The sequence below is a fragment of the Pseudomonas moorei genome, from assembly GCF_042846945.1.
Lineage (GTDB): Bacteria > Pseudomonadota > Gammaproteobacteria > Pseudomonadales > Pseudomonadaceae > Aquipseudomonas > Aquipseudomonas moorei.
The window spans coordinates 2510089-2532842 of the sequence record NZ_AP035776.1 but is presented as its reverse complement, the minus strand read 5'-3'; the positions used below and the strand labels follow the sequence as shown (position 1 = coordinate 2532842).

At 61.0% G+C, this 22754-nt stretch carries 20 protein-coding genes; 4 read left to right on the top strand and 16 right to left on the bottom strand.

The genetic code is table 11. The annotated features are described in order from the left end of the window. Positions 1-172: 172 nt before the first annotated feature. A complete protein-coding gene (ppc, locus tag ACGJAX_RS11685; RefSeq protein WP_390959006.1) occupies positions 173-2803 on the bottom strand; it encodes a phosphoenolpyruvate carboxylase in 2631 nt (876 codons plus the stop codon). Between the two features lie 202 nt (positions 2804-3005). On the opposite strand from ppc, the gene ACGJAX_RS11680 reads away from it, so the two are divergent. From ACGJAX_RS11680 to ACGJAX_RS11670, 3 genes are all read left to right on the top strand, one after another. Beyond that, positions 3006-3350: a pilin assembly protein gene (locus tag ACGJAX_RS11680; protein WP_090316851.1), complete on the top strand. Its 345-nt coding sequence runs from the start codon at positions 3006-3008 to the stop codon at positions 3348-3350. A gap of 311 nt (positions 3351-3661) precedes the next feature. Continuing rightward, complete coding sequence (locus tag ACGJAX_RS11675; RefSeq protein WP_390959004.1) at positions 3662-4075, top strand: DUF4398 domain-containing protein; 414 nt, start codon at positions 3662-3664, stop codon at positions 4073-4075. Positions 4076-4135: 60 nt separating this feature from the next. After that, positions 4136-4933 carry an OmpA family protein gene (locus tag ACGJAX_RS11670; RefSeq protein ID WP_090318342.1) on the top strand — a complete coding sequence of 266 codons (798 nt, stop codon included), beginning with the start codon at positions 4136-4138 and terminating at the stop codon, positions 4931-4933. A gap of 109 nt (positions 4934-5042) precedes the next feature. On the opposite strand, the gene ACGJAX_RS11665 is transcribed toward ACGJAX_RS11670, so the two are convergent. The 15 genes from ACGJAX_RS11665 to ACGJAX_RS11595 form a co-directional block, all read right to left on the bottom strand. After that, the gene (locus tag ACGJAX_RS11665; RefSeq protein ID WP_090316845.1) at positions 5043-5372 is read right to left on the bottom strand and encodes a hypothetical protein; all 330 of its coding nucleotides are present in this window, start codon (positions 5370-5372) and stop codon (positions 5043-5045) included. 32 nt (positions 5373-5404) lie between these two features. After that, a complete protein-coding gene (locus ACGJAX_RS11660; RefSeq protein ID WP_390959002.1) occupies positions 5405-6283 on the bottom strand; it encodes an alpha/beta fold hydrolase in 879 nt (292 codons plus the stop codon). Between the two features lie 130 nt (positions 6284-6413). Then, on the bottom strand, positions 6414-7691 hold the full coding sequence (locus ACGJAX_RS11655) for a flavohemoglobin expression-modulating QEGLA motif protein (RefSeq protein WP_090316839.1): 1278 nt from the start codon (positions 7689-7691) through the stop codon (positions 6414-6416). A gap of 31 nt (positions 7692-7722) precedes the next feature. Further along, positions 7723-8277: a hypothetical protein gene (locus ACGJAX_RS11650; RefSeq protein ID WP_390959000.1), complete on the bottom strand. Its 555-nt coding sequence runs from the start codon at positions 8275-8277 to the stop codon at positions 7723-7725. A gap of 122 nt (positions 8278-8399) precedes the next feature. After that, positions 8400-9104 (bottom strand): TetR/AcrR family transcriptional regulator, encoded by a 705-nt coding sequence (locus ACGJAX_RS11645; protein ID WP_090318336.1) that lies wholly within the window; start codon positions 9102-9104, stop codon positions 8400-8402. 112 nt (positions 9105-9216) lie between these two features. Next, positions 9217-10719 (bottom strand): lysine--tRNA ligase, encoded by a 1503-nt coding sequence (lysS, locus tag ACGJAX_RS11640; RefSeq protein ID WP_247258299.1) that lies wholly within the window; start codon positions 10717-10719, stop codon positions 9217-9219. 78 nt (positions 10720-10797) lie between these two features. Further along, positions 10798-11893 (bottom strand): peptide chain release factor 2 gene (gene prfB, locus ACGJAX_RS11635; RefSeq protein WP_103403637.1). Its coding sequence is split into 2 segments (ribosomal slippage): positions 10798-11820 and positions 11822-11893, totalling 1095 coding nucleotides; the frame shifts between segments, so codons are not numbered across the junction. Positions 11894-12151: 258 nt separating this feature from the next. Beyond that, positions 12152-13153, bottom strand: coding sequence for a diguanylate cyclase (locus tag ACGJAX_RS11630; protein ID WP_390958997.1), 1002 nt, complete (start codon positions 13151-13153; stop codon positions 12152-12154). Between the two features lie 48 nt (positions 13154-13201). Beyond that, positions 13202-14212 (bottom strand): chemotaxis response regulator protein-glutamate methylesterase, encoded by a 1011-nt coding sequence (locus ACGJAX_RS11625; protein ID WP_090316827.1) that lies wholly within the window; start codon positions 14210-14212, stop codon positions 13202-13204. Continuing rightward, positions 14209-16494, bottom strand: coding sequence for a response regulator (locus ACGJAX_RS11620; RefSeq protein WP_390958995.1), 2286 nt, complete (start codon positions 16492-16494; stop codon positions 14209-14211). The genes ACGJAX_RS11625 and ACGJAX_RS11620 overlap by 4 nt, the downstream gene beginning before the upstream one ends. Further along, positions 16491-17174, bottom strand: a complete 684-nt coding sequence (locus ACGJAX_RS11615; RefSeq protein ID WP_390958993.1) for a chemotaxis protein CheW — start codon at positions 17172-17174, stop codon at positions 16491-16493. The genes ACGJAX_RS11620 and ACGJAX_RS11615 overlap by 4 nt, the downstream gene beginning before the upstream one ends. Further along, a complete protein-coding gene (locus tag ACGJAX_RS11610; protein ID WP_390958991.1) occupies positions 17171-18442 on the bottom strand; it encodes a CheR family methyltransferase in 1272 nt (423 codons plus the stop codon). The genes ACGJAX_RS11615 and ACGJAX_RS11610 overlap by 4 nt, the downstream gene beginning before the upstream one ends. After that, complete coding sequence (locus ACGJAX_RS11605; RefSeq protein ID WP_090316808.1) at positions 18439-18975, bottom strand: chemotaxis protein CheW; 537 nt, start codon at positions 18973-18975, stop codon at positions 18439-18441. Before ACGJAX_RS11605 ends, ACGJAX_RS11610 begins: the two co-directional genes overlap by 4 nt. Continuing rightward, complete coding sequence (locus tag ACGJAX_RS11600) at positions 18975-20597, bottom strand: methyl-accepting chemotaxis protein (RefSeq protein ID WP_390958989.1); 1623 nt, start codon at positions 20595-20597, stop codon at positions 18975-18977. Before ACGJAX_RS11600 ends, ACGJAX_RS11605 begins: the two co-directional genes overlap by 1 nt. 283 nt (positions 20598-20880) lie before the next feature. After that, entirely contained in the window at positions 20881-21603 is a 723-nt protein-coding gene (locus ACGJAX_RS11595; RefSeq protein WP_390958987.1) for a DUF533 domain-containing protein, read from the bottom strand. A 188-nt stretch (positions 21604-21791) separates the two neighbouring features. Here ACGJAX_RS11595 and ACGJAX_RS11590 point away from each other — a divergent pair, with 188 nt between their 5' ends. Further along, complete coding sequence (locus ACGJAX_RS11590) at positions 21792-22706, top strand: LysR family transcriptional regulator (protein WP_090316798.1); 915 nt, start codon at positions 21792-21794, stop codon at positions 22704-22706. The last annotated feature ends 48 nt before the right edge of the window (positions 22707-22754 follow it).

Sequence of the window (22754 nt, the reverse complement as noted above, 5' to 3'; positions counted from 1 at the left end):
GCTGCGCCCACACAAGCCGCCAAAAGTCGGAGAAACCGCCGCCTCCTGCGACCTTTTGGCGCGGTTCCCCTGGTCGCAACCCCATCATTAACTGTCGCCTTGCCGCACTTTCTTGCTTGCCTTTGACCGGCATCCGCCCCCTGCAGCGAATGCCTGCCCCAGGGCAAAAACCTTAGCCGGTATTGCGCAAACCGGCAGCAATCCCCGCCACAGACACCAGCAATGCCTGTTCTACCGGGCTGCCCTGTGCCACGTCCTGTTGTCGCGAGCGCGCCAACAACTCCGCCTGCAATAGATGAAGCGGGTCGAGGTAGGTATTGCGCAAGCGGATGAATTCAAGGGTGTCAGGGCTATGTGCCAGTAGCTGCGACTGTCCGGTCAGACCCAGGACGATCGCGCATGCCTGCGACAATAGGTCGCGTAAGTGCGCGCCCAACGGCAGCAATTGCGGTTCCACCAGACGCTCATCGTAGGACCGGGCGATGTCCGCGTCGGCCTTGGCCAGGACCATTTCCAGCATATCGATGCGCGTACGGAAGAACGGCCACTGCTCGCGCATTTGCCCCAGCAGCTCACCTTCACCGCGCTCCAGGGCCTTGCTCAAGGCCGCTTCCCAACCGAGCCAGGCCGGCAGCATCAGGCGCGTCTGGGTCCAGCCGAAGATCCACGGGATCGCCCGCAGGCTTTCGATCCCGCCCGCCCTGCGCTTGGCGGGGCGGCTGCCCAACGGCAGACGTCCAAGCTCCTGCTCAGGGGTGGACTGGCGGAAGTATTCAACGAATTGCGGATTTTCCCGCACTACGGCGCGATAAGCGCTCACGCCGTCGGCCGCCAGTTCGTCCATCAGATGGCGCCACTGCGGGGTCGGAGGGGGCGGTGGCAACAGGGTCGCTTCCAGCACCGCCGCCAGATACAGATTGAGGTTTTGCTCGGCGATGTCCGGCAGGCCGAATTTGAACCGGATCATTTCCCCCTGCTCGGTGGTACGGAAACGCCCTGCGACCGAACCCGGCGGCTGCGACAGAATGGCCGCATGAGCCGGGCCGCCGCCACGGCCCACGGTGCCGCCGCGACCGTGGAACAACAGCAGCTCCACCTGCTGCTCGCGGCAGATATCCACCAACCGTTCCTGCGCCCGATATTGCGCCCAGGCCGCCGCCGTGGTGCCGGCGTCCTTGGCGGAGTCGGAGTAGCCGATCATGACCTCCTGCGGCCCTTGCAGGCGCGAGCGATATCCCGGCAGCAGCAGAAGTTTCTCGATCACCGGCCCGGCGTTATCCAGGTCCGCGAGGGTTTCGAACAACGGCACCACGCGCATCGGCCGCAACACGCCAGACTCTTTGAGCAGCAGTTGCACGGCGAGCACATCGGAAGCGGCACCGGCCATGGAGATCACATACGAACCGAGGGATGCCCCCGGCGCCGCGGCGATTTCCCGACAGGTCGCCAGCACTTCGGCGGTGTCGGCAGACGGCTTGTAGTGCGGCGGCAGCAAGGGCCGACGGTTGTTCAGTTCACGCATCAGGAAGGCAATGCGCTCTTCTTCGCTCCAGTCTTCGTAGCGACCCAGGCCAAGGTAATCGGTGATTTCGGTCATGGCTGCACTGTGCCGCGACGAGTCCTGGCGCACATCGAGACGCACCAGGAACAGGCCGAAGGTGACCGCCCGGCGCAAGCAGTCGAGCAACGGGCCGTCGGCGATCACGCCCATGCCGCATTGATGCAGCGAGTGATAGCACAGCTCCAGCGGATCGAGCAGTTCCCGATTGTTCTGCAAGACATCGGCCGGTGCCGGCGCAGGTGTGGTCAACGCAGCGTGAGCCCAGTTGCGCGTCGCACGCAGGCGCTCGCGCAGTTGTTTGAGGACCGCGCGATAGGGCTCGGCACTGTCGCCGGCCCTGGCTTTCAATTCGTCGCTGGCCTGCTGCATCGATAGCTCGGCGGCGAGCTGATCGACGTCACGCAGGTACAAATCCGCCGCCATCCAGCGTGCCAGCAACAACACTTCACGGGTAACGGCGGCGGTCACGTTCGGGTTGCCGTCGCGGTCGCCGCCCATCCACGAAGCAAAGCGAATCGGCGCGGCTTCCAGGGGCAAGCGCAGGCCCGTGGCGGCATGCAGGGCCTGATCGGCCTTGCGCAGATAATTGGGAATGGCTTGCCACAGCGAATGCTCGATCACCGCGAAGCCCCATTTGGCTTCATCAACCGGTGTCGGACGTGTACGACGGATCTCTTCGGTGTGCCACGCTTCGGCGATCAGGCGCTGCAGTGTCGACTTGATCTGCTCGCGTTCGGCGCCGGTCAGGTCGCGATGGTCCAGGGCCGCCAGTTGCGCGGCGATGGCATCGTACTTCTGGATCAAGGTGCGACGCGCGACTTCGGTCGGGTGCGCGGTGAGAACCAGCTCGATTTCCAGCCGCCCCAATTGCCGGGCCAGGGACTCGGCGCCATGGCCTTCGGCGCGCAGCCGGGCAAGCAGTTCCGGCAGCACACGCGCTTCGAAAGGCGCCGGCCTGGATTCTTCGCGGCGGTGAATCAGCTGATATTGCTCGGCGATGTTGGCCAGATTGAGGAACTGATTGAACGCCCGCGCTACCGGCAGCAACTCGTCCTCGGTCAACTGATTGAGGCTGGCGCTCAATTCGGCGTCCATGGAACCGCGGCGATCGGCCTTGGCCCCTTTGCGGATCTGCTCGATCTTGTCGAGGAAACCATCCCCGTACTGGTCACGAATGGTGTTGCCCAACAGCTCACCCAACAGGTGAACATCCTCGCGCAAGCGTGCATCGATATCGGTCATCAGCAGTTCTCCAGCGAAAAGTCCGGGCGGCCATGAACTTAAAGAGTGCCGCTCCAGAGCGCTTCTTACAAGCAAGACGACGAAGGGACTTTAAACCTTGGGCGTTAAGGCTAGTCTGAACTATGAGCCGTACAACGACTGTCACCGGCCAATGCCGGACACTCACCCGGCCTGCCACGAGCAGGAGCGCAATGAGGTCATTATGAAAATCCGCGAACTGGCCCAGCATTGGGAAGAAAATGCCAAGGGTCGCCTGACCAAGACGGGCTACACGATTCATCTGGACGTGGAAGCCGCCGCACGCCTGGCGGCCATTACCGAGATGTACCCCAAACGACAACCCGAGGAGCTGCTCGGTGAACTGATCGGCGCCGCGCTGGAAGAACTGGAAAAAAGCTTTCCCTATGTGAAAGGCTCGACCGTGGTGGCCACTGACGAAGAAGGTGATCCACTGTATGAGGACATCGGCCCGACCCCTCGCTTTCTCGCCTTGTCCCGCCGGCACTTGCATGACTTGTCAGCAGGCAACGACAAGCAAAAACACTGATTTCCCCTACGGATGATCCCCCTGTAGGAGCGAGCCAGCTCCGGGCGGCGTTCCGACGATGGTCGTCAACGAAAACGCGTGATACCCGAGTAACGCGGCGCGTCGAAATCCATCGTCGGAACGCCGCCCGGAGCTGGCTCGCTCCTGCAAGCGCCAGACCTCACGCCTGATTAATTTCTCTGAACTTTCGAAAAACCCCTCGGGTCAACCCAGTAACCATGCCTGGGACGGCCGTATCAAATCCCCTCGAAACCGTAGCTCGCGGCTCCTTTGCCCAGGATGGATTTTTTTGTTGTTCAGGAGTTAGTCCAATGGAGTTGAAGATCATGAAAACAGGTACTGGCAAATCCTCATCCACCCCTCTGCATGGCCTGAAAATGGCAGCCCTCGCCCTCGGCGGCAGTCTCGTACTGGCCGGTTGCGCCGGTAACCCGCCCACCGAACAATTCGCCGTCACCGAGTCAGCGGTCAATAACGCTGTCAGCGCCGGCGGGACTGAATTCGCGGCGGTGGAAATGAAGTCTGCGCAAGACAAGCTCAAACAAGCCGAAATCGCCATGCACGACAAGAAGTACGAGCAAGCGAAAACCCTGGCCGAGCAAGCCGAATGGGATGCTCGCGTGGCCGAACGCAAAGCCCAGGCGATGAAAGCCGAACAAGCGCTGAAGGATGCTCGCCAAGGGGTTCAGGAACTGCGTCAGGAAAGCCAGCGCACCGTTCAGTAACGGCGCGGCACGACGTATTTCTTACTCGACTAAAAGGACGAAACCATGATTTCCAAATGCATGAATTCCAAACAATTGATGATCCCTGCCCTGCTGGCCGCCAGTATTGCCCTGGCAGCGTGCTCGACACCGCCCAACGCCAATCTTGAACAGGCCCGCACCAACTATTCCGGCCTGCAGGCCAACCCGCAGGCGAGCAAAGTCGCAGCGCTGGAAACCAAGGATGCCAGTGATTATCTGGACAAGGCCGACAAGGCCTATCTGGACAAGGAAGACCCGGCCAAAGTCGATCAACTGGCCTATCTGACCAACCAGCGTGTCGAAGTGGCGAAACAGACCATCGCCCTGCGTACGGCGGAAGCCAACCTTAAAAACGCTTCTGCGCAACGTGCCCAGGCCCGCCTGGATGCCCGTGACCAGCAGATCAAGCAATTGCAGGACAGCCTCAACGCCAGGCAAACCGATCGCGGCACGCTGGTGACCTTCGGTGACGTGCTGTTTGCCACCGACAAGGCCGAGCTGAAATCCAACGGTCTGATGAACATCAACAAACTGGCGCAGTACCTCCAGGAAAACCCCGACCGCAAGGTCATCGTCGAAGGCTACACCGACAGCACCGGTACGGCGTCGCACAACCAGTCGCTGTCAGAACGTCGCGCCAACTCCGTGCGCATGGCACTGGTGAAAATGGGCGTCGACCCGACCCGCATCGTCGCCCAGGGTTATGGCAAGGAATACCCGGTGGCGGACAATACCAGCGTGTCGGGACGGGCACAGAATCGTCGGGTGGAAGTGACGATTTCCAATGATAACCAACCGGTGATTCCACGGTCGGCGGTGAGTGCCAACACCCAATAAAAACCACAGTGGGAGCGAGCCTGCTCGCGATGAGGCCTGGACATTCAACATCTGTGTTGACTGTCACGCCGCCATCGCGAGCAGGCTCGCTCCCACGTCAGGTTTCTGTTCAGGGTTGCAGTTGCTGCGGCGTTTCCTGGCCCATGCAACGCACGGCTTTTTTCTTGCTGTCGATCAGCACCCCGGTCAGGCCTTTCTGTTCGGTGTCGAACAGCACCAGCACACCATCGATGCACTGCGCCACTTGGGCGGCCGGTTCCAGGGAGACTTTATAGTCCTCGCCCGGCACGGTCTTGAGCATGGTGAACTCGTTGAGCAGCAACGCATCCTCAGGCTTGGCGAAGTGCAGGTAGCCGTACCACCACAGGGCACCCACAGTGCCGAGGATGCTGCAAATACCGGTGATGATCAGCGGGATGGCGTTACGTTCTTCACTCATTGCGGACTCTCTGGTGGTTCATCTTCAGAATGTTAGGGCGCCGGGTAATTGGGGATCTCACCCAGGCGGCGCAGACCGTTGAAATGCTGCGGGTCATCAAGAAAACGCAGCATGACCTTGCGCCAGACCGGATCGGCGAACGTCTGCACGTGACCCCCGCGGGTCAGTTGCAGCACGCGCGGCGGCGGCGCAGCTTGATACAGACGGATGCCGTTGGAAAGAGGCACGAGCGGGTCGTCGATGCTGTGGAAGATCAGTTTCGGCACGCCATTGATCTTCCCCATCGAGTTGATTGCACTGTCGCCGTCCGGCACCAGCCACGACAACGGCACCTGAAACGCCCAGGTCAGCCATGAGTTGCTCAGGGCATATCGGCCGACACTGCGGTAACTGGCGGGCACGCCGTCGAGCACGAACGCCTTGAGTTGTTTCTGCCGCTCCGGGTGCAGAGCCAGGTAATGCACGGCCATCGAGCCGCCGAGGCTTTGCCCGAGGAGGATCACCGGCTTGCCCTTGACCTCCGGCGCCTGGTCCAGCCAGGCGAATGCCGCGTCGATGTCCAGATAGATCTCCGGCAGGCTCGGCTCGCCTTCGGACAGGCCATAACCGCGATAGTCCACCAGCAACACTTGGTAACCCTTTTCCGGCAACCAATAGCTGCCGCCCAGATGCATGGGCAGGTTTCCGCCATTGCCGTGCAGGTGCAGCACCGTGCCCTTGACCTCTACCCCCTTTTTCGCCGGCAACCACCAGGCATGCAGGCGCAGGCCGTCGGCAGTGGTCAGGGTGACGTCGCGGTATTCGAGCCTGGCTTTTTCCGGGGTGAACAACTGGCCGGGTTCGGGGTAGAACAGCAGCGAGCTGCAACCGCTCAGGGCCAGGAGCAGGCAGATGACGCCGAGGATTCTCATCCGTTGAAACCTCGCAAAAAAGAAGAAGGCCGAACACCGAACCCTGTGGGAGCGAGCCTGCTCGCGATGGCGGTGCATCAGTCAACATTGAGGTTGAATGCTCGCTCCCACAATGGTCCATGGCTTACCGCTACAGGATGTTGGAGTAATCCGCCTCGATCCGGTCCAGGCTCAGGTGATTGAGGAAGTTGGAGAAGCACATCCACGCCGACAACGCATTCATGTCGCGGAACTGCTCCGGCAGGTACTTCGGCGGTACCACCAGCCCTTCATCCACCAACTGCCGCAGGGTGCGCATGTCTTCCAGCGTGGTCTTGCCGCAAAACAGCAGCGGTATCTGCTCCAGTTTGCCTTTGCGCACGGCCAGCTGAATGTAGTTGTAAATCATGATGAAGCCCTTGAGGTAGGACAAGTCTTTGGTAAATGGCAGACCTGTCGGCACCGAACCTCGAAAAACGCGACTGGTGTTGCTGTAGCTTTCCGCCATTTCGAAACCCTGCTCGCGGAAAAACTCGAACACCTGCAGGAAGTCGGCACCCTCCTCCACCATGTGAATGGCGCGGGTACGGTTGGTCAGTTTGCGCAGGCGACTCGGATAGGAGGCGAAGGTGATGATTTCCATCAGGATCGCCAGGCCTTCCTGGGTCACCGTCGACGAGGGCGGGCCCTTGGCCAGGAAGGTGCAGATCGGCTGGTTCAGGCCATTGAGCGTGGTGCCGACGTGCACCAGTCCTTCGTGGACTTCCAGGGCGCGCACATCGCGCTGGTTGAACATCGCGTCGGCGCGGATCTTGATGTAGTCGGCACCGGCCGCCGCATCGGCGACGATACCGTCGGACTCGAACACCCGAATGGTTTCCTCGGCCTCGCCGAACACCTTGTTCAAGCGATGCTGCAGCATTTCCACCGCATCCTTGGCCGTCAGCGTCTTCGGTTCATCCTTGAGGTCGCCACGGCCATCGATGTTGTTCAGGTAATCGGAGAGCATCAGCCCCAGGTCGGACAGGGTCGGGTCACCGGCGTGGAACGCGTCGGACGCGGCGCCGTACAACTCCTGGGAAATCAGGCCGAAATCCTCGGTGCCGCGCGCTTCAAGCATGCGCACCACCATCCGGTATTCCTTGCACATGCGCCGCATGATCTGGCCGACCGGGTTGAACTGGCCGAGCTGGCGGGTGATGTCGCGCTCGATGTTCTGGAACTCCAGCTTCACTTTGCTGGAGTCGAAGGACAGCGGCCGGTTCAGGTAATAGTCGCGGTCCACCGCCGGCATTTCCTTGCCCTTGGCCTTGAGGAAACCCTTGCGGATGTTGTCGTCCCACTTGACCGCATCGAGGACGCGGATCGGCGTCTGCGCCAGCACAATGCGATCGGACAAAATGCGTATCGACTGCTGGTATTCGTCCACCCGAAACTCCTGTTGAAAGCGTTATGTGGGTTTATTTGGCCTTGGCCTGGCGCTGATAACGCACCACCTCGACGAACACATCGGAATTGGCCGGGTCATCGAGGTAGGCGGACACCTGGTCCATCTTGCTGTTGATCAACACGCCGTCGCCTTCAGCCGTTTGAAAGCCATCGCCGTTCAGGGCCTTCTGCTGCAATGCCTGATTGATTTGCTCGAGGTCGAGGTTGTAGACCACCAGTTCATGTTTGTCGGTCAGTTCGAAGCCGGCGATGGTGAAATGCCCGCCGAACTGCGCTGGCACTTTCGCCGACAGATACCAGCGACTGCCATGTCGCGACACCGTGAAAGGATAGGCTTCGCGCTCCTTGGGTTTGGCGCGAAAGTAGCTGATCGCCTGGTACTGGTTATCACCGATGCGCGTCAACTCCAGATTCAGCGGCTCACCCCAGGCGTTGGTGCTGGTCCATTTGCCGAGCAACCCTTTGGGCGCGGGTTCGCTCGTGGGCAGCGGCTCCTTGAAGGTCACCAGGCAGCCACTGAGCAGCAGGAACGACAGGGCGATCACTGCGACATGCCAGGCTTTCATTCAACACTCCCTATGAACGGACTCCGCACCCAGCAGGAACGAGCTTGCTCGCGATGGCGGCGTGTCAGACAACACAGATGCTGAATGTCAGACCATCGCGAGCAAGCTCACTCCTACAGTTATTACACCGACGCCAATACCAAATGCATGTAGCGCGTCAGGATGCCGAGCATTTCCTCTTCGGCCACCGGTTCGGCGTCGTTGAGCAGGCCCTGATATTCCATCCGTCCGATGATAGCCGTCAACACTTTGGCATCCTGTTGCGGCTCGCGCGAACCCAATACCTGAAACAGCTGGCAGGAGCCCTGCAGGAGAATCTGCTGGTGCGAGCGCACCAACTCGGCCAGGCGCGGGTTCAACAGCGCTTCCTGGCGGAATGCCTGTTCGGCCATCAGGTGTTCGCGACGGGTGAGCAGTTGCCGGTGCACATAGTCCGCCATCAGCCGTGCGATATCGTCCGCCAGCTTCGAACGGGCCTCTGGACTGCCATCGCCACTGTCGACCATTTCGCGCAGCAGGCCTTCGTTATTCACCCACAACTTGGCCATGTAGGCTGCGCTGCGTTCAACGTATTGAGCGAAGGTATCGGTGAGCAGGTCATCGATATCCTTGAAGTAGTAGGTGGTCGCCGACAACGGCACATTGGCCTCGGCAGCCACTGCGCGGTGGCGCACGGCCCGCACGCCATCGCGCACGACAATGCGCATTGCAGCATCGAGAATCTCCTGTCGACGCTGTTCGCTGCCCTGTCGGCTGGCCTTGCGGCCCTGGTACTGAACACTTTCAGCGACCGCAGTGGCGACACCCGCTGCACCTTCTTGAGCCATTGCACCGTTCACGACAGGATTCCTCTCTCACTTCAAAAGTAACCATTTGATACGTTTGTACCAGACAGGCAATAAAAAACCGCCTGAAAAGGCGGCTTTTTAATTAAAACACTTACGCTTGCGGCCGCATGTGCGGGAACAGGATCACGTCGCGGATCGACGGTGAGTTGGTCAGCAGCATCACCAGACGGTCGATGCCGATACCTTCACCCGCTGTTGGCGGCATGCCGTATTCCAGCGCGCGAACGAAGTCGGCGTCATAGTGCATGGCTTCGTCGTCGCCGGCGTCCTTGTCGGCCACCTGCGCCATGAAGCGTTCGGCCTGGTCTTCCGCGTCGTTCAACTCGGAGTAGGCGTTAGCGATTTCACGGCCGCCAATGAACAGCTCGAAACGGTCGGTGACGTTCGGGTTCTCGTCGTTACGACGAGCCAGCGGCGACACTTCGAACGGGTACTGGGTGATGAAGTGCGGCTGTTCCAGCTTGTGCTCGACCAGCTCTTCGAAAATCATCACCTGCAGCTTGCCCAGGCCTTCGAAGCCCAGCACCTTGGCGCCGGCCTTCCTGGCGATGTCGCGGGCCTTGTCGATGTCGTTCAGATCGTCAGCGGTCAGCTCAGGGTTGTACTTGAGGATCGAGTCGAACACCGACAGACGCACGAACGGCTCGCCGAAGTGGAACACCTTGTCGCCGTACGGCACGTCGGTGCTGCCCAGAACCAGCTGCGCCAGTTCACGGAACAGTTCTTCGGTCAGGTCCATGTTGTCTTCGTAGTCGGCGTAAGCCTGGTAGAACTCCAACATGGTGAATTCAGGGTTGTGACGAGTCGAAACGCCTTCGTTACGGAAGTTGCGGTTGATCTCGAACACTTTTTCAAAACCACCGACCACCAGACGCTTGAGGTACAGCTCAGGCGCGATACGCAGGAACATTTCCATGTCCAGCGCGTTGTGGTGGGTTTCGAACGGTTTGGCTGCCGCGCCGCCCGGAATGGTTTGCAGCATCGGCGTTTCCACTTCCAGGAAGTCACGCTTCATCAGGAAGCTGCGGATGTGGGCGATGACTTGCGAACGCACGCGGAAAGTCTGACGCACGTCCTCGTTGACGATCAGGTCAACATAACGCTGACGGTAGCGTTGCTCGGTGTCGGTCAGGCCGTGGTGTTTGTCCGGCAGCGGGCGCAGGGATTTGGTCAGCAGGCGCACGCTGGTCATTTCGACGTACAGGTCGCCTTTGCCGGAGCGGGCCAGGGTACCTTCGGCGGCAATGATGTCGCCCATGTCCCAGGTTTTCACCGAGGCCAGGGTTTCTTCGGACAGGGTCTTGCGGTTGACGTAGACCTGGATACGCCCGGTCATGTCCTGGATCACCATGAACGAGCCACGGTTGAGCATGATACGACCGGCAACCTTGACCGGAATCGCAGCCTCTGCCAGCTCTTCCTTGGTCTTGTCCGCGTACTGCTTCTGCAAGGCATCGCAGTAGTTTTCGCGGCGGAAGTCGTTCGGGAAGGCATTGCCCTTGGCGCGCTCGGCAGCAAGCTTTTCCTTGCGCAGGGCGATCAGGGAGTTTTCTTCCTGTTGCAGGGCTTGCGGGTCGAGTTCTAGGTCGCTCATGTCTTTAAATTTTCCATCAGGTTCGTTGTCCCCGACCTGCGGTCGGGGAGCGCCGGCACGCCGGCTCCTAAAAAAGGGTTACAGGCCGGATTTCAGGCTGGCTTCCAGGTATTCGTCGATGTCGCCATCGAGCACCTTGTCGCAGTCGCTGCGTTCGATGTTGGTGCGCAGATCCTTGATCCGCGAGGCATCCAGCACGTACGAACGAATCTGGTGACCCCAGCCGATATCGGACTTGGTGTCTTCCAGGGCCTGGGAGGCCGCGTTGCGTTTCTGCATTTCCTGCTCGTACAACTTGGCCCGCAGCATTTTCATCGCGGTGTCCTTGTTGGCGTGCTGGGAACGTTCGTTCTGGCAGCTGACCACGGTGTTGGTCGGTACGTGGGTGATACGTACGGCCGAGTCGGTGGTGTTTACGTGCTGACCACCGGCACCGGAGGAACGATAGGTATCGATCCGCAGGTCTGCCGGGTTGATCTCGATTTCCACCTTGTCATCGATCTCGGGGGAAACGAACACCGCAGAGAACGAGGTGTGGCGACGGTTGCCGGAGTCGAACGGGCTCTTGCGCACCAGACGGTGTACGCCGATCTCGGTACGCAGCCAGCCAAAGGCGTATTCGCCCTTGATGTGCACGGTAGCGCCCTTGATCCCGGCGACTTCGCCGGCGGACAACTCCATGATGGTGGCGTCGAAACCGCGTTTGTCGGCCCAGCGCAGGTACATGCGCAACAGGATGTTGGCCCAGTCCTGGGCTTCGGTGCCGCCGGAGCCGGCCTGGATGTCCAGGTAGGCATTGTTCGGGTCCATTTCGTGGCTGAACATGCGGCGGAATTCAAGCTTGGCGAGGTTTTCCTCGAGACGGGCCAGCTCGGCGACCACATCGCCCACCGCGCCTTCGTCGTTTTCTTCGACAGCCATGTCCAGCAGGTCGCGGCAATCGGCCAGACCGGCGTTCAGCTCGTCCAGGGTTTCGACGATCTGGGCCAGCGCAGAGCGCTCGCGGCCCAGTTCCTGGGCGTACTCAGGTTTGTTCCAGACATTCGGATCTTCAAGCTCGCGATTGACCTCGGTCAGACGCTCATGCTTTTGATCGTAGTCAAAGATACCCCCGAATGGTTTCGGAGCGCTCGGACAGGTCCTTGATGGTGTTAAGGATCGGGTTGATTTCCATGGCGGGCAGCACTCGTTGGCGAACTTTTGAAAGCCGGCGAGTATAACGGCAAACGGCCGGAAACGGCAGTCCGCTTGGCTGAAAAGGCAGGGTTTAGGGGAAATGTTGATCGGTTAAAACACCAAACCTGTGCGAGCTCGCTTTGGGCGGCGTTCCGACGATGGCGGTATAACCTTCAACATCGATGTTGACTGACCCGCCGTTTTCGCGAGCAAGCTTGCTCCCACAAGAAATGCGTTGATGAGCAGAACAGGCGACTCACCCGATCCCCACCTGATTACGCCCATTCTTCTTCGCCAGATACAGCCCCTTGTCCGCCGCCGAGATCAATTCGCGGCAATGGCTGCCTGCTGCCGGGGTGATGGTCGACAGGCCGATGCTGACGGTCAGGCTGGAGCCTTCGGTCGGGGAAATGTGCGGGATCTTCAGGGCTTCGATGGTCATGCGCAGTTTTTCCGCCACCAGTCGGGCTCCGCCCTGAGAGGTGTTGGGCAGGACCAGGGCGAACTCTTCACCGCCGTAACGGGCCGGCAAGTCCGAAGGCCGGGCGCTGGCATCGCGGATCGCCGCGGCGACCCTGCGCAGGGCCTCGTCGCCTTCGAGATGGCCGAAGGAGTCGTTGTAGGTCTTGAAGTAATCCACATCGATCATCAGCAGCGACAACTGGCTCTGCTCGCGCAGGGAACGACGCCACTCAAGCTCCATGTATTCATCGAAATGCCGACGGTTCGACAGCCCGGTCAGGCCGTCGGAGTTCATCAGGCGCTGCAGCACCAGATTGGTGTCGAGCAACTGCTGCTGGCTCACGCGCAAGGCACGATACGCCGCGTCCCGCTGCAACAGGGTCATGTAGGAGCGCGAGTGATAGCGGATGCGCGCAACCAGTTCGATGTTGTCCGGCAGCTTGACCAGGTAATCGTTGGCCCCGGCCGCGAACGCCGCGCTCTTGATCAGCGGGTCTTCCTTGGTCGACAGGACAATGATCGGGATGTCCTTGGTCGCCGGGTGATTGCGGTACTCGCGCACCAGGCTCAGGCCGTCCAGACCGGGCATGACCAGGTCTTGAAGGATCACCGTCGGCTTGATGCGAACCGCATGGGCAACAGCCTGGTGCGGGTCGGCGCAGAAATGGAAGTCGATGTTTTCTTCGTTCGACAACCCGCGGCGCACCGCCTCGCCGATCATTGCCTGATCGTCCACCAACAGCACCATGGCGGCGTTTTCGTCAGTCTTGAAGTCGTCGAGCTGTAAATCAGTCATGTGCGTTCACCTGAATACTGCCTGGGCCAGGATTGCCGGGAAAAGTCGTCATTTGGGGAAAATCTCGAGCAATCGTGGCGCTATTTTTTCCAGCGGGCGAATTTCCATGGCGGCGTCGATGGCCGCGGCCGCCTTCGGCATGCCATACACCGCACTGCTTTGTTGGTCCTGCGCGATGGTCAGGTAGCCTTGCTGGCGCATGAGTTTAAGCCCTTGTGCACCATCACGCCCCATGCCGGTGAGCAAAACGCCCACTGCATCGCCGTTCCAGTGATTGGCCACGCTCTCGAAAAACACATCGATGGAAGGCCGATAGATTTCGTTGACCGGCTCGGCGGTGTAAGCCAGCGTGCCGTTTTTCAACAAACGAATATGGTGATTGGTGCCGGCCAGCAAAACCGTGCCGCTTTGCGGCGTTTCGCCTTCCTGAGCCAGGCGCACGTTGAGACCGCTGGCGCTGCCGAGCCATTCGGCCATGCCGGCGGCGAACACCTGGTCAACGTGTTGCACCAGCACGATGGCGGCGGAGAAATCCTTCGGCAGGCCCTTGAGCAAGACCTCCAGCGCCGCCGGCCCACCTGCCGAGGAACCGATGGCGATCAGGCGCTTGGCCGAGGCCGAACCGCGCAACGGACTCGGTGCCGGCCGCTCCCGATGCCCCTTGTCGCCGATCAGCCAGCCGATGTTCATGATCTTGCGCAGCAGGGGCGCAGCCGCTTCCTGGGCGTTACCCGCACCGAGGGACGGGGTGTCGACCACATCCAGGGCACCATGGCCCATGGCTTCGAACACCCGGTGCACGTTTTGCTGGCGATCCACGGTGACGATGACAATGGCGCACGGGGTTTCGGCCATGATCCGCCGCGTGGCCTCTACCCCGTCCATCACCGGCATGATCAGGTCCATCAGAATCAGATCCGGCGTCTGTTCGGCAGCCTTTTGCACGGCCTCCCTGCCGTTGGTGGCGACCCAGATCACCTGGTGCGCCGGCTCGAAGGCCAGCGCCCGGCGCAGCGCCTCCACGGCCATGGGCATGTCGTTGACGATGGCGATTTTCATGCCCGCGCTCCTCCTATGAGCTCAACCACTGCATCGAGCAGGGCGTCGTCATGAAAACTGGCTTTGGCTAGATAATAGTCGGCTCCAGCGTCCAGTCCACGACGACGATCCTCTTCACGATCCTTGTAAGACACCACCATCACCGGCAGCGATTGCAGGCGATTGTCCCGACGCAACAGCGACACCAGTTCAATGCCGTCCATGCGCGGCATATCAATGTCGGTAATCAACAGATCGAAATCCTCCGAGCGCAGCGCATTCCAGCCATCCATGCCGTCGACCGCCACGGCCACGTCATAGCCCCGATTGAGCAACAGCTTGCGTTGCAACTCACGCACGGTCAGGGAGTCATCGACCACCAGAATCCGCTTGCGGGCCGCCTCGGCGGCCTGGTTGCCGTGTCGGGCAATGCGCTCCAGGCGCCCGGTATTGAGCAGTTTGTCCACCGAACGCAGCATGTCCTCGACGTCGACGATCAGCACCACCGAACCGTCGTCGAGCAAGGCCCCGGCAGAAATGTCCTGGATCTTGCCCAGACGCTCATCCAGCGGCAACACGACCAGGGTCCGCTCACCGATAAAGCGCTCGACCGCCACCCCGTAGATCGTATCGCGCTCGCGGATCACCACGACTTTCAGAGTCTGCTGGTGGCCTTGATTCACCGGGCGCTGCAACAGCTGACTGGCCGCCACCAGGCCAACGTGCCGGCCTTCATGCCAGAAATGCTGACGACCCTCGAGCTGCACGATGTCGGCCGAATCCAGATCGCACATGCGCTCGATGTGGGCCAGCGGAAAGGCATAGGCCTCTCCGCCGACGTCCACCACCAGACTGCGCACCACCGACAGGGTCAGCGGCACTTCCAGATGAAAGCGACTGCCCTCGCCCGCCGTCTGCTCCAGTACCACCGCGCCCCGCAACTGGCGGACCATGTGCTGCACCGCATCCAGACCGACACCGCGTCCGGAGACTTCAGTGACGGTGTCGCGCAGGCTGAAACCCGGCAGGAACAGGAAAGTCAGCAGCTCCTCTTCGCTGAGCTGGGCAGCGGTTTGAGCTGGGGACAATTGGCGTTCGATGATGCTGCGGCGGACGTTCTCAAGGTCGACGCCGTTGCCGTCATCGCTCAGTTCCAGCACCAGCAAGCCCGCCTGATGGGAGGCACGCAAGCGAATCACGCCCTCGGCCGGTTTGCCCGCCAACAGCCGTTGTTCAGGGGTTTCGATACCGTGATCGACCGCATTGCGCAGCAGGTGCGTCAGCGGCGCTTCGAGTTTTTCCAGCACGTCGCGGTCAACCTGGGTCTTCTCGCCCTCGATTTCCAGACGCACTTGTTTACCGAGACTGCGCCCGAGGTCGCGGACCATTCGCACCTGACCGTTCAAGACATCAGCGAAGGGCCGCATGCGACAGGCCAGCGCGGTGTCGTACAACACCTGCGCGCGCTGGCTGGCCTGCCAGACGAACTCATCCAGCTCGGCGTTTTTTTCCACCAGCAATTGCTGGGACTCGGCCAACAGTCGACGCGCATCTTCGAGGGCTTCCCGGGCTTCGAGGCTCAGGGCGTGCTCCTTGAGATGGACGTTGAGGTTTTCCAGTGCTCGCAGGCTGTTGTTCTGGATGCGCTTGAGACGCTGCATGGTGGCCAGGTGCGGTTTGAGGCGCAGGGTTTCCACCAGGGATTTGCTCGACAGGTCGAGCAAGCTGTTCAGGCGCTCGGCGGTGACTCGCAACACGCGCTCGCCATTCTCGGTGGTGCGCCTGGACTTTTTCGGCACTTGCGCAATCGGCTCGACGGCAGGAGCAGGTTCTTCGGCAAAGGGTGCAGGCGCTTCAAGTTGAAGCTCTGCCATCAGGGATGCAGCCGTTGCCGTGACCGGTACGGCAGCCGCCGCCGGATCAAGCAGGCGTCCCATCAGGGCGACATAGGCCTCGATTTCCGCCGGTACCGGAGCGTTGCTCGGCGTCGCGATACGCATCAACAAATCGGTGCCTTGCAGCAATGCATCGATGTGTTCGGGACGCAGCAGCAGGCGGCCTTCCTGGGCGCTGACCAGGCAGTCCTCCATCACGTGGGCAACGCTGACCCCGGCATCGACACCGACGATCCGCGCCGCGCCTTTGAGCGAGTGTGCCGCGCGCATGCACGATTCGAGTTGGTCGGCCTGGGTCGGATTGCGCTCCAGGGCCAGCAGACCGGTACTGAGCACTTGGGTCTGGGCCTCGGCTTCGAGGCTGAACAGTTCCAGCAAAGAGGCGTCGCGCATCTGCTCGGGGGTCATGTGAGGCTCCGGGTCACGGCGGACAACAGCTGCTCTTCATCCAGCCAACGCAGGCTGCGCCCCCTGAATTGCAAGACGCCACGGGTGTACCGGGCACTGGCCTGGGTGCCGGAGCGCGAGGCCGCATCAAGGATCTGCTCGTCGATGGCATAAATGCCGTCCACTTCGTCCACCGGCACCACCACGGGCCCGCCATGGGCGGCGATGATCAGCATGCGCGGCATGACCCGTGTGCCGGGGGCGACATTGCTGATGCTGTCGAGCCCCAACAATTCGACCAACGAGAGGCACGCCACCAGCGCACCGCGCACGTTCGCCACGCCGAGCAAGGCGCCGGAGCGCTGATGCGGCAGCGAGTGAATCGCTTGCAGTGGCGCAACTTCAACCAGACTGCGAGTGGCCAGCCCCAACCATTCTTCGCCAAGGCGGAACATCAACAGCGAGCGGGTTTTCACCTCGCTCTCCACGGCGCTGGACACCTGCAAGCGGTCGTCCTGCTGCAAGGCATAACGATCCAGCAGGCGCGTGGCGGCCGCCGAATACACGGCGCAATTGCGGCAATGAATGTGTTCGCTCAGCAGCGGGCAGGACTTGTCGCCATGGATACCGATACGGTTCCAGCAATCATCGATGGCCTGGGCATCTTCACGGGTGACGCTAAAGGTGGCGGAGGCGATCATCGTTTGCGCTCACTGTCAGCGGCGCGCTCGCTGCGGGCGGCGCGGTCCTGTAATCGTCTGGCTCCCACGGTGTCGCCCTGGGATTGCAGCAAGGCGGCCAGGTGCATCAACGCGTCGGGATGTTGCGGCTCGAGGTACAACGCCTTGCGATAAAAACCCTGGGCTTCCAGGACACTGCCGGCCACATCGCTGAGCAACCCGAGCCAGTAAAACACCTGGGCCACAGGTTCGTGGCTACGCAAGTAACTTTCGCACGCGGCACGGGCTTGGGCACTCCTGCCTTCGTTGGCCAGCGAAGCGATGTTGGCCAGCAGCGTGGCAGCGTCGGCGCCGTCAGTTTTTGCCGTATGCGCTGTCGGCGCCACGGACGCGAACGGGCGTCTGTGTACTGGCGCCGGCACCACGTTGCGTACCGGTCGCGGCACAGGCAATGGCGCAGGAACCATGGCCGGTAAAGGTTCGGGCTCCGCAGCGTGGTGACGGCTGAAGGCAAAGGACTGTGCAATGCCAATGGAGCGCATGCCGAACCGTCCCAGCAGGCTGCCTTCGGCCGGGCCGATAAACAACACACCGTCGACGTGGGTCAGGCGCTTGAGCACTTCGAAAACCTGCTTTTGCGTGTCCTGATCGAAATAGATCAGCAGGTTCCGACAAAACACGAAGTCGTAGGGCGGCTCGTTGGCGAGCAACGCCGGATCGAGCACGTTGCCGACCTGAAAACGCACTTGATCCAGCACCCGTCCATCGAGGCGAAACCCGTCGTTTTCTGCCACGAAATACCGGTCGCGAAAGGCAATATCCTGCCCACGGAACGAATTCTTGCCGTAGAGCGCGCGCCGGGCTTTTTCCACCGACAGCGGGCTGACGTCCATGCCGTCGACCTTGAACTGGTGCGGCATCAGCCCGGCATCCAGCAACGTCATGGCAATCGAATAGGGTTCTTCGCCGGTTGAGCAAGGCAGGCTGAGAATCCGCAAAGCACGCAGGTTGTTGATCTCGGACAGGCGTTTGATCGCCAGTTTCGCCAGGGTGGCGAAGGACTCCGGGTAACGGAAAAACCAGGTTTCGGGGACGATCACCGCTTCGATCAGCGCCTGCTGTTCGTCTCGGGAACCCTGCAAGGTTTGCCAGTATTCATCGGTGGTCAACGCATTGGACGCGGTGCTGCGCTGGCGCACTGCACGCTCGATGATGGCGGGCCCCACGGAGGTGACGTCGAGGCCGATGCGTTCCTTGAGGAAATCGAAAAACCGCTGATCACCGCTCATGACCGCTCCTCAAGCAGCGCCAGATCCAGCGGCGGCGATGGGAACAGCAGCGCGCGGACCTGATCGTCCAGCAAATCGGCGACCCGTACCCATTGCAGTAAACCCTGCGCATCTTCGCGCACAGGCCCGAGGTACGGCGCCTGGCGATTATCGAGGCCGTAGGGCTGAAAATCCGCCGGGTTGCAACGCAAGGTGTCAGTGGCCTGTTCCAGAATCAGCCCGAGCAATTTCGGCGCGGCGCGTTCATCCGCGCGGTAATGGACCAGTACCAGACGCGTGCTGGTTCGAGCCTGGGCCGGGATACCAAACGTCAAGGCGCACAAGTCGATCACCGGCACCACCGCACCACGACAGGCGAATACCCCGGCGACCCAGTGCGGCGCGTGGGCAATCGGCTTCAGCGGCAGGCGCGGCAGCACTTCCGCGACCTCGGTGGCTTGCAAGGCATAGCGCTCGCTGCCGATGCGGAACACCAGAAACAACGCATGCAACGCCTGCTTCACGGCAGGGCGTTTGGCCGTGAGTTCGCTCATCAGACTTTGAATCGCGAGACGCCGCTACGCAGCCCCACGGCCACCTGACTCAGCTCGTCGATGGCGAAACTGGCCTGACGCAGGGATTCGACGGTCTGGCTGCTGGCATCGCCCAGTTGCACCAGGGCGTGGTTGATCTGTTCAGCGCCGGTGGCCTGGGCCTGCATGCCCTCATTGACCATCAATACGCGCGGCGCCAGCGCCTGAACCTGATGGATGATTTGCGACAGCTGTTCGCCAACCTGCTGCACTTCGGACATGCCGCGGCGCACTTCCTCGGAGAACTTGTCCATGCCCATCACACCGGCCGACACCGCCGACTGAATCTCGCGCACCATCTGCTCGATGTCATAGGTGGCGACGGCGGTCTGGTCCGCCAGACGCCGCACTTCGGTCGCCACCACGGCAAACCCGCGGCCGTACTCCCCGGCCTTCTCGGCTTCGATCGCCGCATTGAGCGACAGCAGGTTGGTCTGGTCGGCGACTTTGACGATGGTCACCACCACCTGATTGATGTTGCCGGCCTTCTCGTTGAGGATCGCCAGTTTGGCGTTGACCAGATCGGCCGCCCCCATTACCGAGTGCATGGTTTCTTCCATGCGCGCCAACCCCTGCTGCCCGGAACCGGCGGCCACCGAGGCCTGATCGGCAGCGGTGGAGACCTCGGTCATGGTGCGGACCAGATCACGGGAAGTGGCCGCGATTTCACGGGAAGTCGCGCCGATTTCGGTCGTGGTGGCGGCGGTTTCGGTGGCGGTGGCCTGTTGCTGCCTGGACGTGGCGGCGATCTCGGTGACCGACGTGGTGACCTGCACCGACGAGCGTTGGGCCTGGGACACCAGCGAGGTCAGTTCGGTCATCATGTCGTTGAAGCCGGTTTCGACGGCACCGAATTCGTCCTTGCGCTCCAGGTTCAGACGATTGCTGAGGTCGCCGGTGCGCATCACTTCGAGGATGCTGACGATGCGGTTCATCGGCGCCATGATCGCGCGCATCAACAGCAGGCCGCAGAGGCCGGCAGCCAGTACGGCAACCAGCAGAGAGATGCCCATGCTGATTTTTGCCGTGACCACCGCGTTATCGATGGCCACTATGTCCTTGTCTGCCACCACTTTGTTTTCGTGGATGATGTCATCAAGCTTCATGCGGCCTGCCATCCAGGCCGGGATCAGCTGCTCATTAAACGTCTTGATCGCGTCTGCTGCCTGATTGCGCTTATGCAAGTCGAGTACAGCCGCTAACGCATTGTTGTAATCCGCATGGAGCTTTTCGAAGGCCGCAAACTCGACTTTGTCTTCATCGGTGGTGATCGTGCCGCGATAGTTACTGATTTCCTCCTGCAGATGCGCTTCGTATTTTTTGTAATCCTCGACATCTTCTTTACTGATGCCCGAACTTTGCTTCAAACCCAGCAACTCCTGGGTCTGAATGAAACTTTCGGACCAGGCGCCGCGAATCATCGAGCTGTAATACACCCCCGGCAACGCGTCATCACGCACGCTGGCTTCGCTTTCCTCGATTTTCAATAACCGTGAATAAGAGGCGACGACCATCAACAGCATGATGGCGATAATTACCGCAAAGCTCGCCAAAATGCGTTGGCGCAACGTCCAGTTCTTCACAGTCAGTCCTCGGGGGCCATTTCAAATGTTGGGGAGTATAGCCGAGGGCGGTGTTTCATTTATAAGACGCTTGTGCACCACTTCTCATCCCGCCGAAATAGGCGGGACCGGCTCTGGATCGGGACTTTGCGCCATGGTTCAGGATACTGGCCAGTGGCGTTGTGCAAGAAGGGGGCGTGAATGGGCCATGAATGACGTTGTCGTGGCTCAAAAGGCTTCTCTGGCAAGCCAGCTCAGATGGATTCTGTAGGAGCTGGCTTGCCGGCGAAGGCAACCGGAAGGGCTACACCGAAGCCTGCCGGACCTGCTTCTCCAGCTCCGCTTTCAAACCCGGTTCCAGCTTGAGCTGACGTGCCAGTTCATCCAGGTAGGACTTTTCCATAAAGCTTTCCTCATCCACCAGCATCACACTGGCGATGTACATCTCGGCGGCCATCTCCGGGGTGCTGGCCGCGCGGGCGACGTCGGCCGGGTCCAATGGCTTGTTGAGTTCGGCGTGCAACCAGTGTGCAAGCGCCTGATCGTTGTCCAGCCGGGTGAACTCACCCTCAATCAATTCGCGTTCGCGCTCGTCGATATGACCGTCGGCCTTGGCCGCCGCCACCAGGGCCTTGAGAATCGCCTGGCTGTGCGCTTCGACTTGCGCCATCGGTAAACGGTCAAGGGTTTGCGGCTCATGCCTGGGTGTCGTGCCCTGCTGGGCCTGCCAGTTGCCGTATGCCTTGTAGGCCAATACACCCAGCGCCGCGAGGCCACCGTACACAGCCACCTTGCCTCCGACTTTGCGTGCCTTCTTGCTGCCCAGCAGCAAACCCATGGCGCCCGCCGCCAGTGAACCGCCGCCAGCGCCCGAAAGCAGACCGCCAAGCCCGCTCGAGCCACCACTGCGGCCCCCAAGCATTCCGCCCAAGCCAGCGGACGTCTTGTTCTGCGTGCCGCCCGCCTTGTTCTGCAACAAGTCCTGGCCAGATTTGAGTAGCTGATCGAGCAATCCGCGGGTATTCATATTCCGCCTCCATAAAAGGTGTAACCGGATTTGAGGCCCCAGCCTAGTTCGAAAGTGCCCGACGGCCGCCAGGGAGAGTGCTTCCAGATGTTGCTCTGGCGCTTTCGCTTACCGCTTGAAGCCTGTTTCGGTTTTTTAGATATACACTCGAACAAATCGATAAAAACCGCCCACCGGGTACGCTTCCCATGATGACCTTGCGTCAAATCCGTCATTTCATTGCCGTGGCCGAGACCGGCTCGATCTCCGCCGCCGCGCAAACCGCCTTTATTTCCCAATCCACCCTGACCCTGGCCATCCAGCAACTGGAGGAGGAAATAGGCGTCAGCCTGTTCAGCCGTCACGCCAAAGGCATGACCCTGACCCACCAGGGCCATCAATTCCTGCGCCAGGCACACTTGATCCTGGCCACCGTGGACAACGCCAAACGCAGCCTGCAACAGAGCACCGATCAGGTCGCCGGGCAGTTGATCATCGGAGTGACCAGCCTGGTGGCCGGTTATTACCTGGCGGACTTGCTCACCCGCTTCCAGCGCGCCTACCCCAATGTCGAAATCCGCGTGATGGAAGACGAACGCCCCTACATCGAACATTTGCTGGTCAGCGGCGAGATTGATGTCGGCGTGCTGATCCTCTCCAACCTCGAAGACCGCCACGCCCTGCAGACCGAGGTACTGACCCACTCACCCCACCGGCTCTGGCTGCCCGCCCAGCACCCGCTGCTGGAGCACGACAGCATCAACCTGGCCGATGTCGCCCGCGAACCGTTGATTCAATTGAACGTCGATGAAATGGACCGCAATGCCCAACGCATGTGGACAGCAGCCTCACTTCAACCGCGCATTACCTTGCGCACCGCCTCGACCGAAGCCGTGCGAAGCCTGGTGGCCGCAGGCCTTGGCGTGTCCATTCAACCGGACATGACCTACCGCCCATGGTCACTGGAAGGCGACATCATCGAGGCGCGGCCGATTGCCGACCTCAGCCAGACCCTCGACGTCGGCCTGGCATGGCGGCGCGGCACGGCGCGCCCGGCCCTGGTGGACCCGTTCCTGACCGTCGCCCGCGAACAACCCCACGGCGGACGCAAGCCATCTATTTAATCGAACGCCACCTTCAGTATTTAGTATTTGTCGACCTCGGGTCCGCGC

Coding starts and splice junctions, on each gene's coding strand:
- ppc (WP_390959006.1), bottom strand. CDS start 2,803: ATGACCGATATCGATGCACGCTTGCGCGAGGATGTTCACCTGTTGGGT.
- ACGJAX_RS11680 (WP_090316851.1), top strand. CDS start 3,006: ATGAAAATCCGCGAACTGGCCCAGCATTGGGAAGAAAATGCCAAGGGT.
- ACGJAX_RS11675 (WP_390959004.1), top strand. CDS start 3,662: ATGGAGTTGAAGATCATGAAAACAGGTACTGGCAAATCCTCATCCACC.
- ACGJAX_RS11670 (WP_090318342.1), top strand. CDS start 4,136: ATGAATTCCAAACAATTGATGATCCCTGCCCTGCTGGCCGCCAGTATT.
- ACGJAX_RS11665 (WP_090316845.1), bottom strand. CDS start 5,372: ATGAGTGAAGAACGTAACGCCATCCCGCTGATCATCACCGGTATTTGC.
- ACGJAX_RS11660 (WP_390959002.1), bottom strand. CDS start 6,283: ATGAGAATCCTCGGCGTCATCTGCCTGCTCCTGGCCCTGAGCGGTTGC.
- ACGJAX_RS11650 (WP_390959000.1), bottom strand. CDS start 8,277: ATGAAAGCCTGGCATGTCGCAGTGATCGCCCTGTCGTTCCTGCTGCTC.
- ACGJAX_RS11645 (WP_090318336.1), bottom strand. CDS start 9,104: ATGGCTCAAGAAGGTGCAGCGGGTGTCGCCACTGCGGTCGCTGAAAGT.
- lysS (WP_247258299.1), bottom strand. CDS start 10,719: ATGAGCGACCTAGAACTCGACCCGCAAGCCCTGCAACAGGAAGAAAAC.
- ACGJAX_RS11630 (WP_390958997.1), bottom strand. CDS start 13,153: ATGACTGATTTACAGCTCGACGACTTCAAGACTGACGAAAACGCCGCC.
- ACGJAX_RS11625 (WP_090316827.1), bottom strand. CDS start 14,212: ATGAAAATCGCCATCGTCAACGACATGCCCATGGCCGTGGAGGCGCTG.
- ACGJAX_RS11620 (WP_390958995.1), bottom strand. CDS start 16,494: ATGACCCCCGAGCAGATGCGCGACGCCTCTTTGCTGGAACTGTTCAGC.
- ACGJAX_RS11615 (WP_390958993.1), bottom strand. CDS start 17,174: ATGATCGCCTCCGCCACCTTTAGCGTCACCCGTGAAGATGCCCAGGCC.
- ACGJAX_RS11610 (WP_390958991.1), bottom strand. CDS start 18,442: ATGAGCGGTGATCAGCGGTTTTTCGATTTCCTCAAGGAACGCATCGGC.
- ACGJAX_RS11605 (WP_090316808.1), bottom strand. CDS start 18,975: ATGAGCGAACTCACGGCCAAACGCCCTGCCGTGAAGCAGGCGTTGCAT.
- ACGJAX_RS11595 (WP_390958987.1), bottom strand. CDS start 21,603: ATGAATACCCGCGGATTGCTCGATCAGCTACTCAAATCTGGCCAGGAC.
- ACGJAX_RS11590 (WP_090316798.1), top strand. CDS start 21,792: ATGATGACCTTGCGTCAAATCCGTCATTTCATTGCCGTGGCCGAGACC.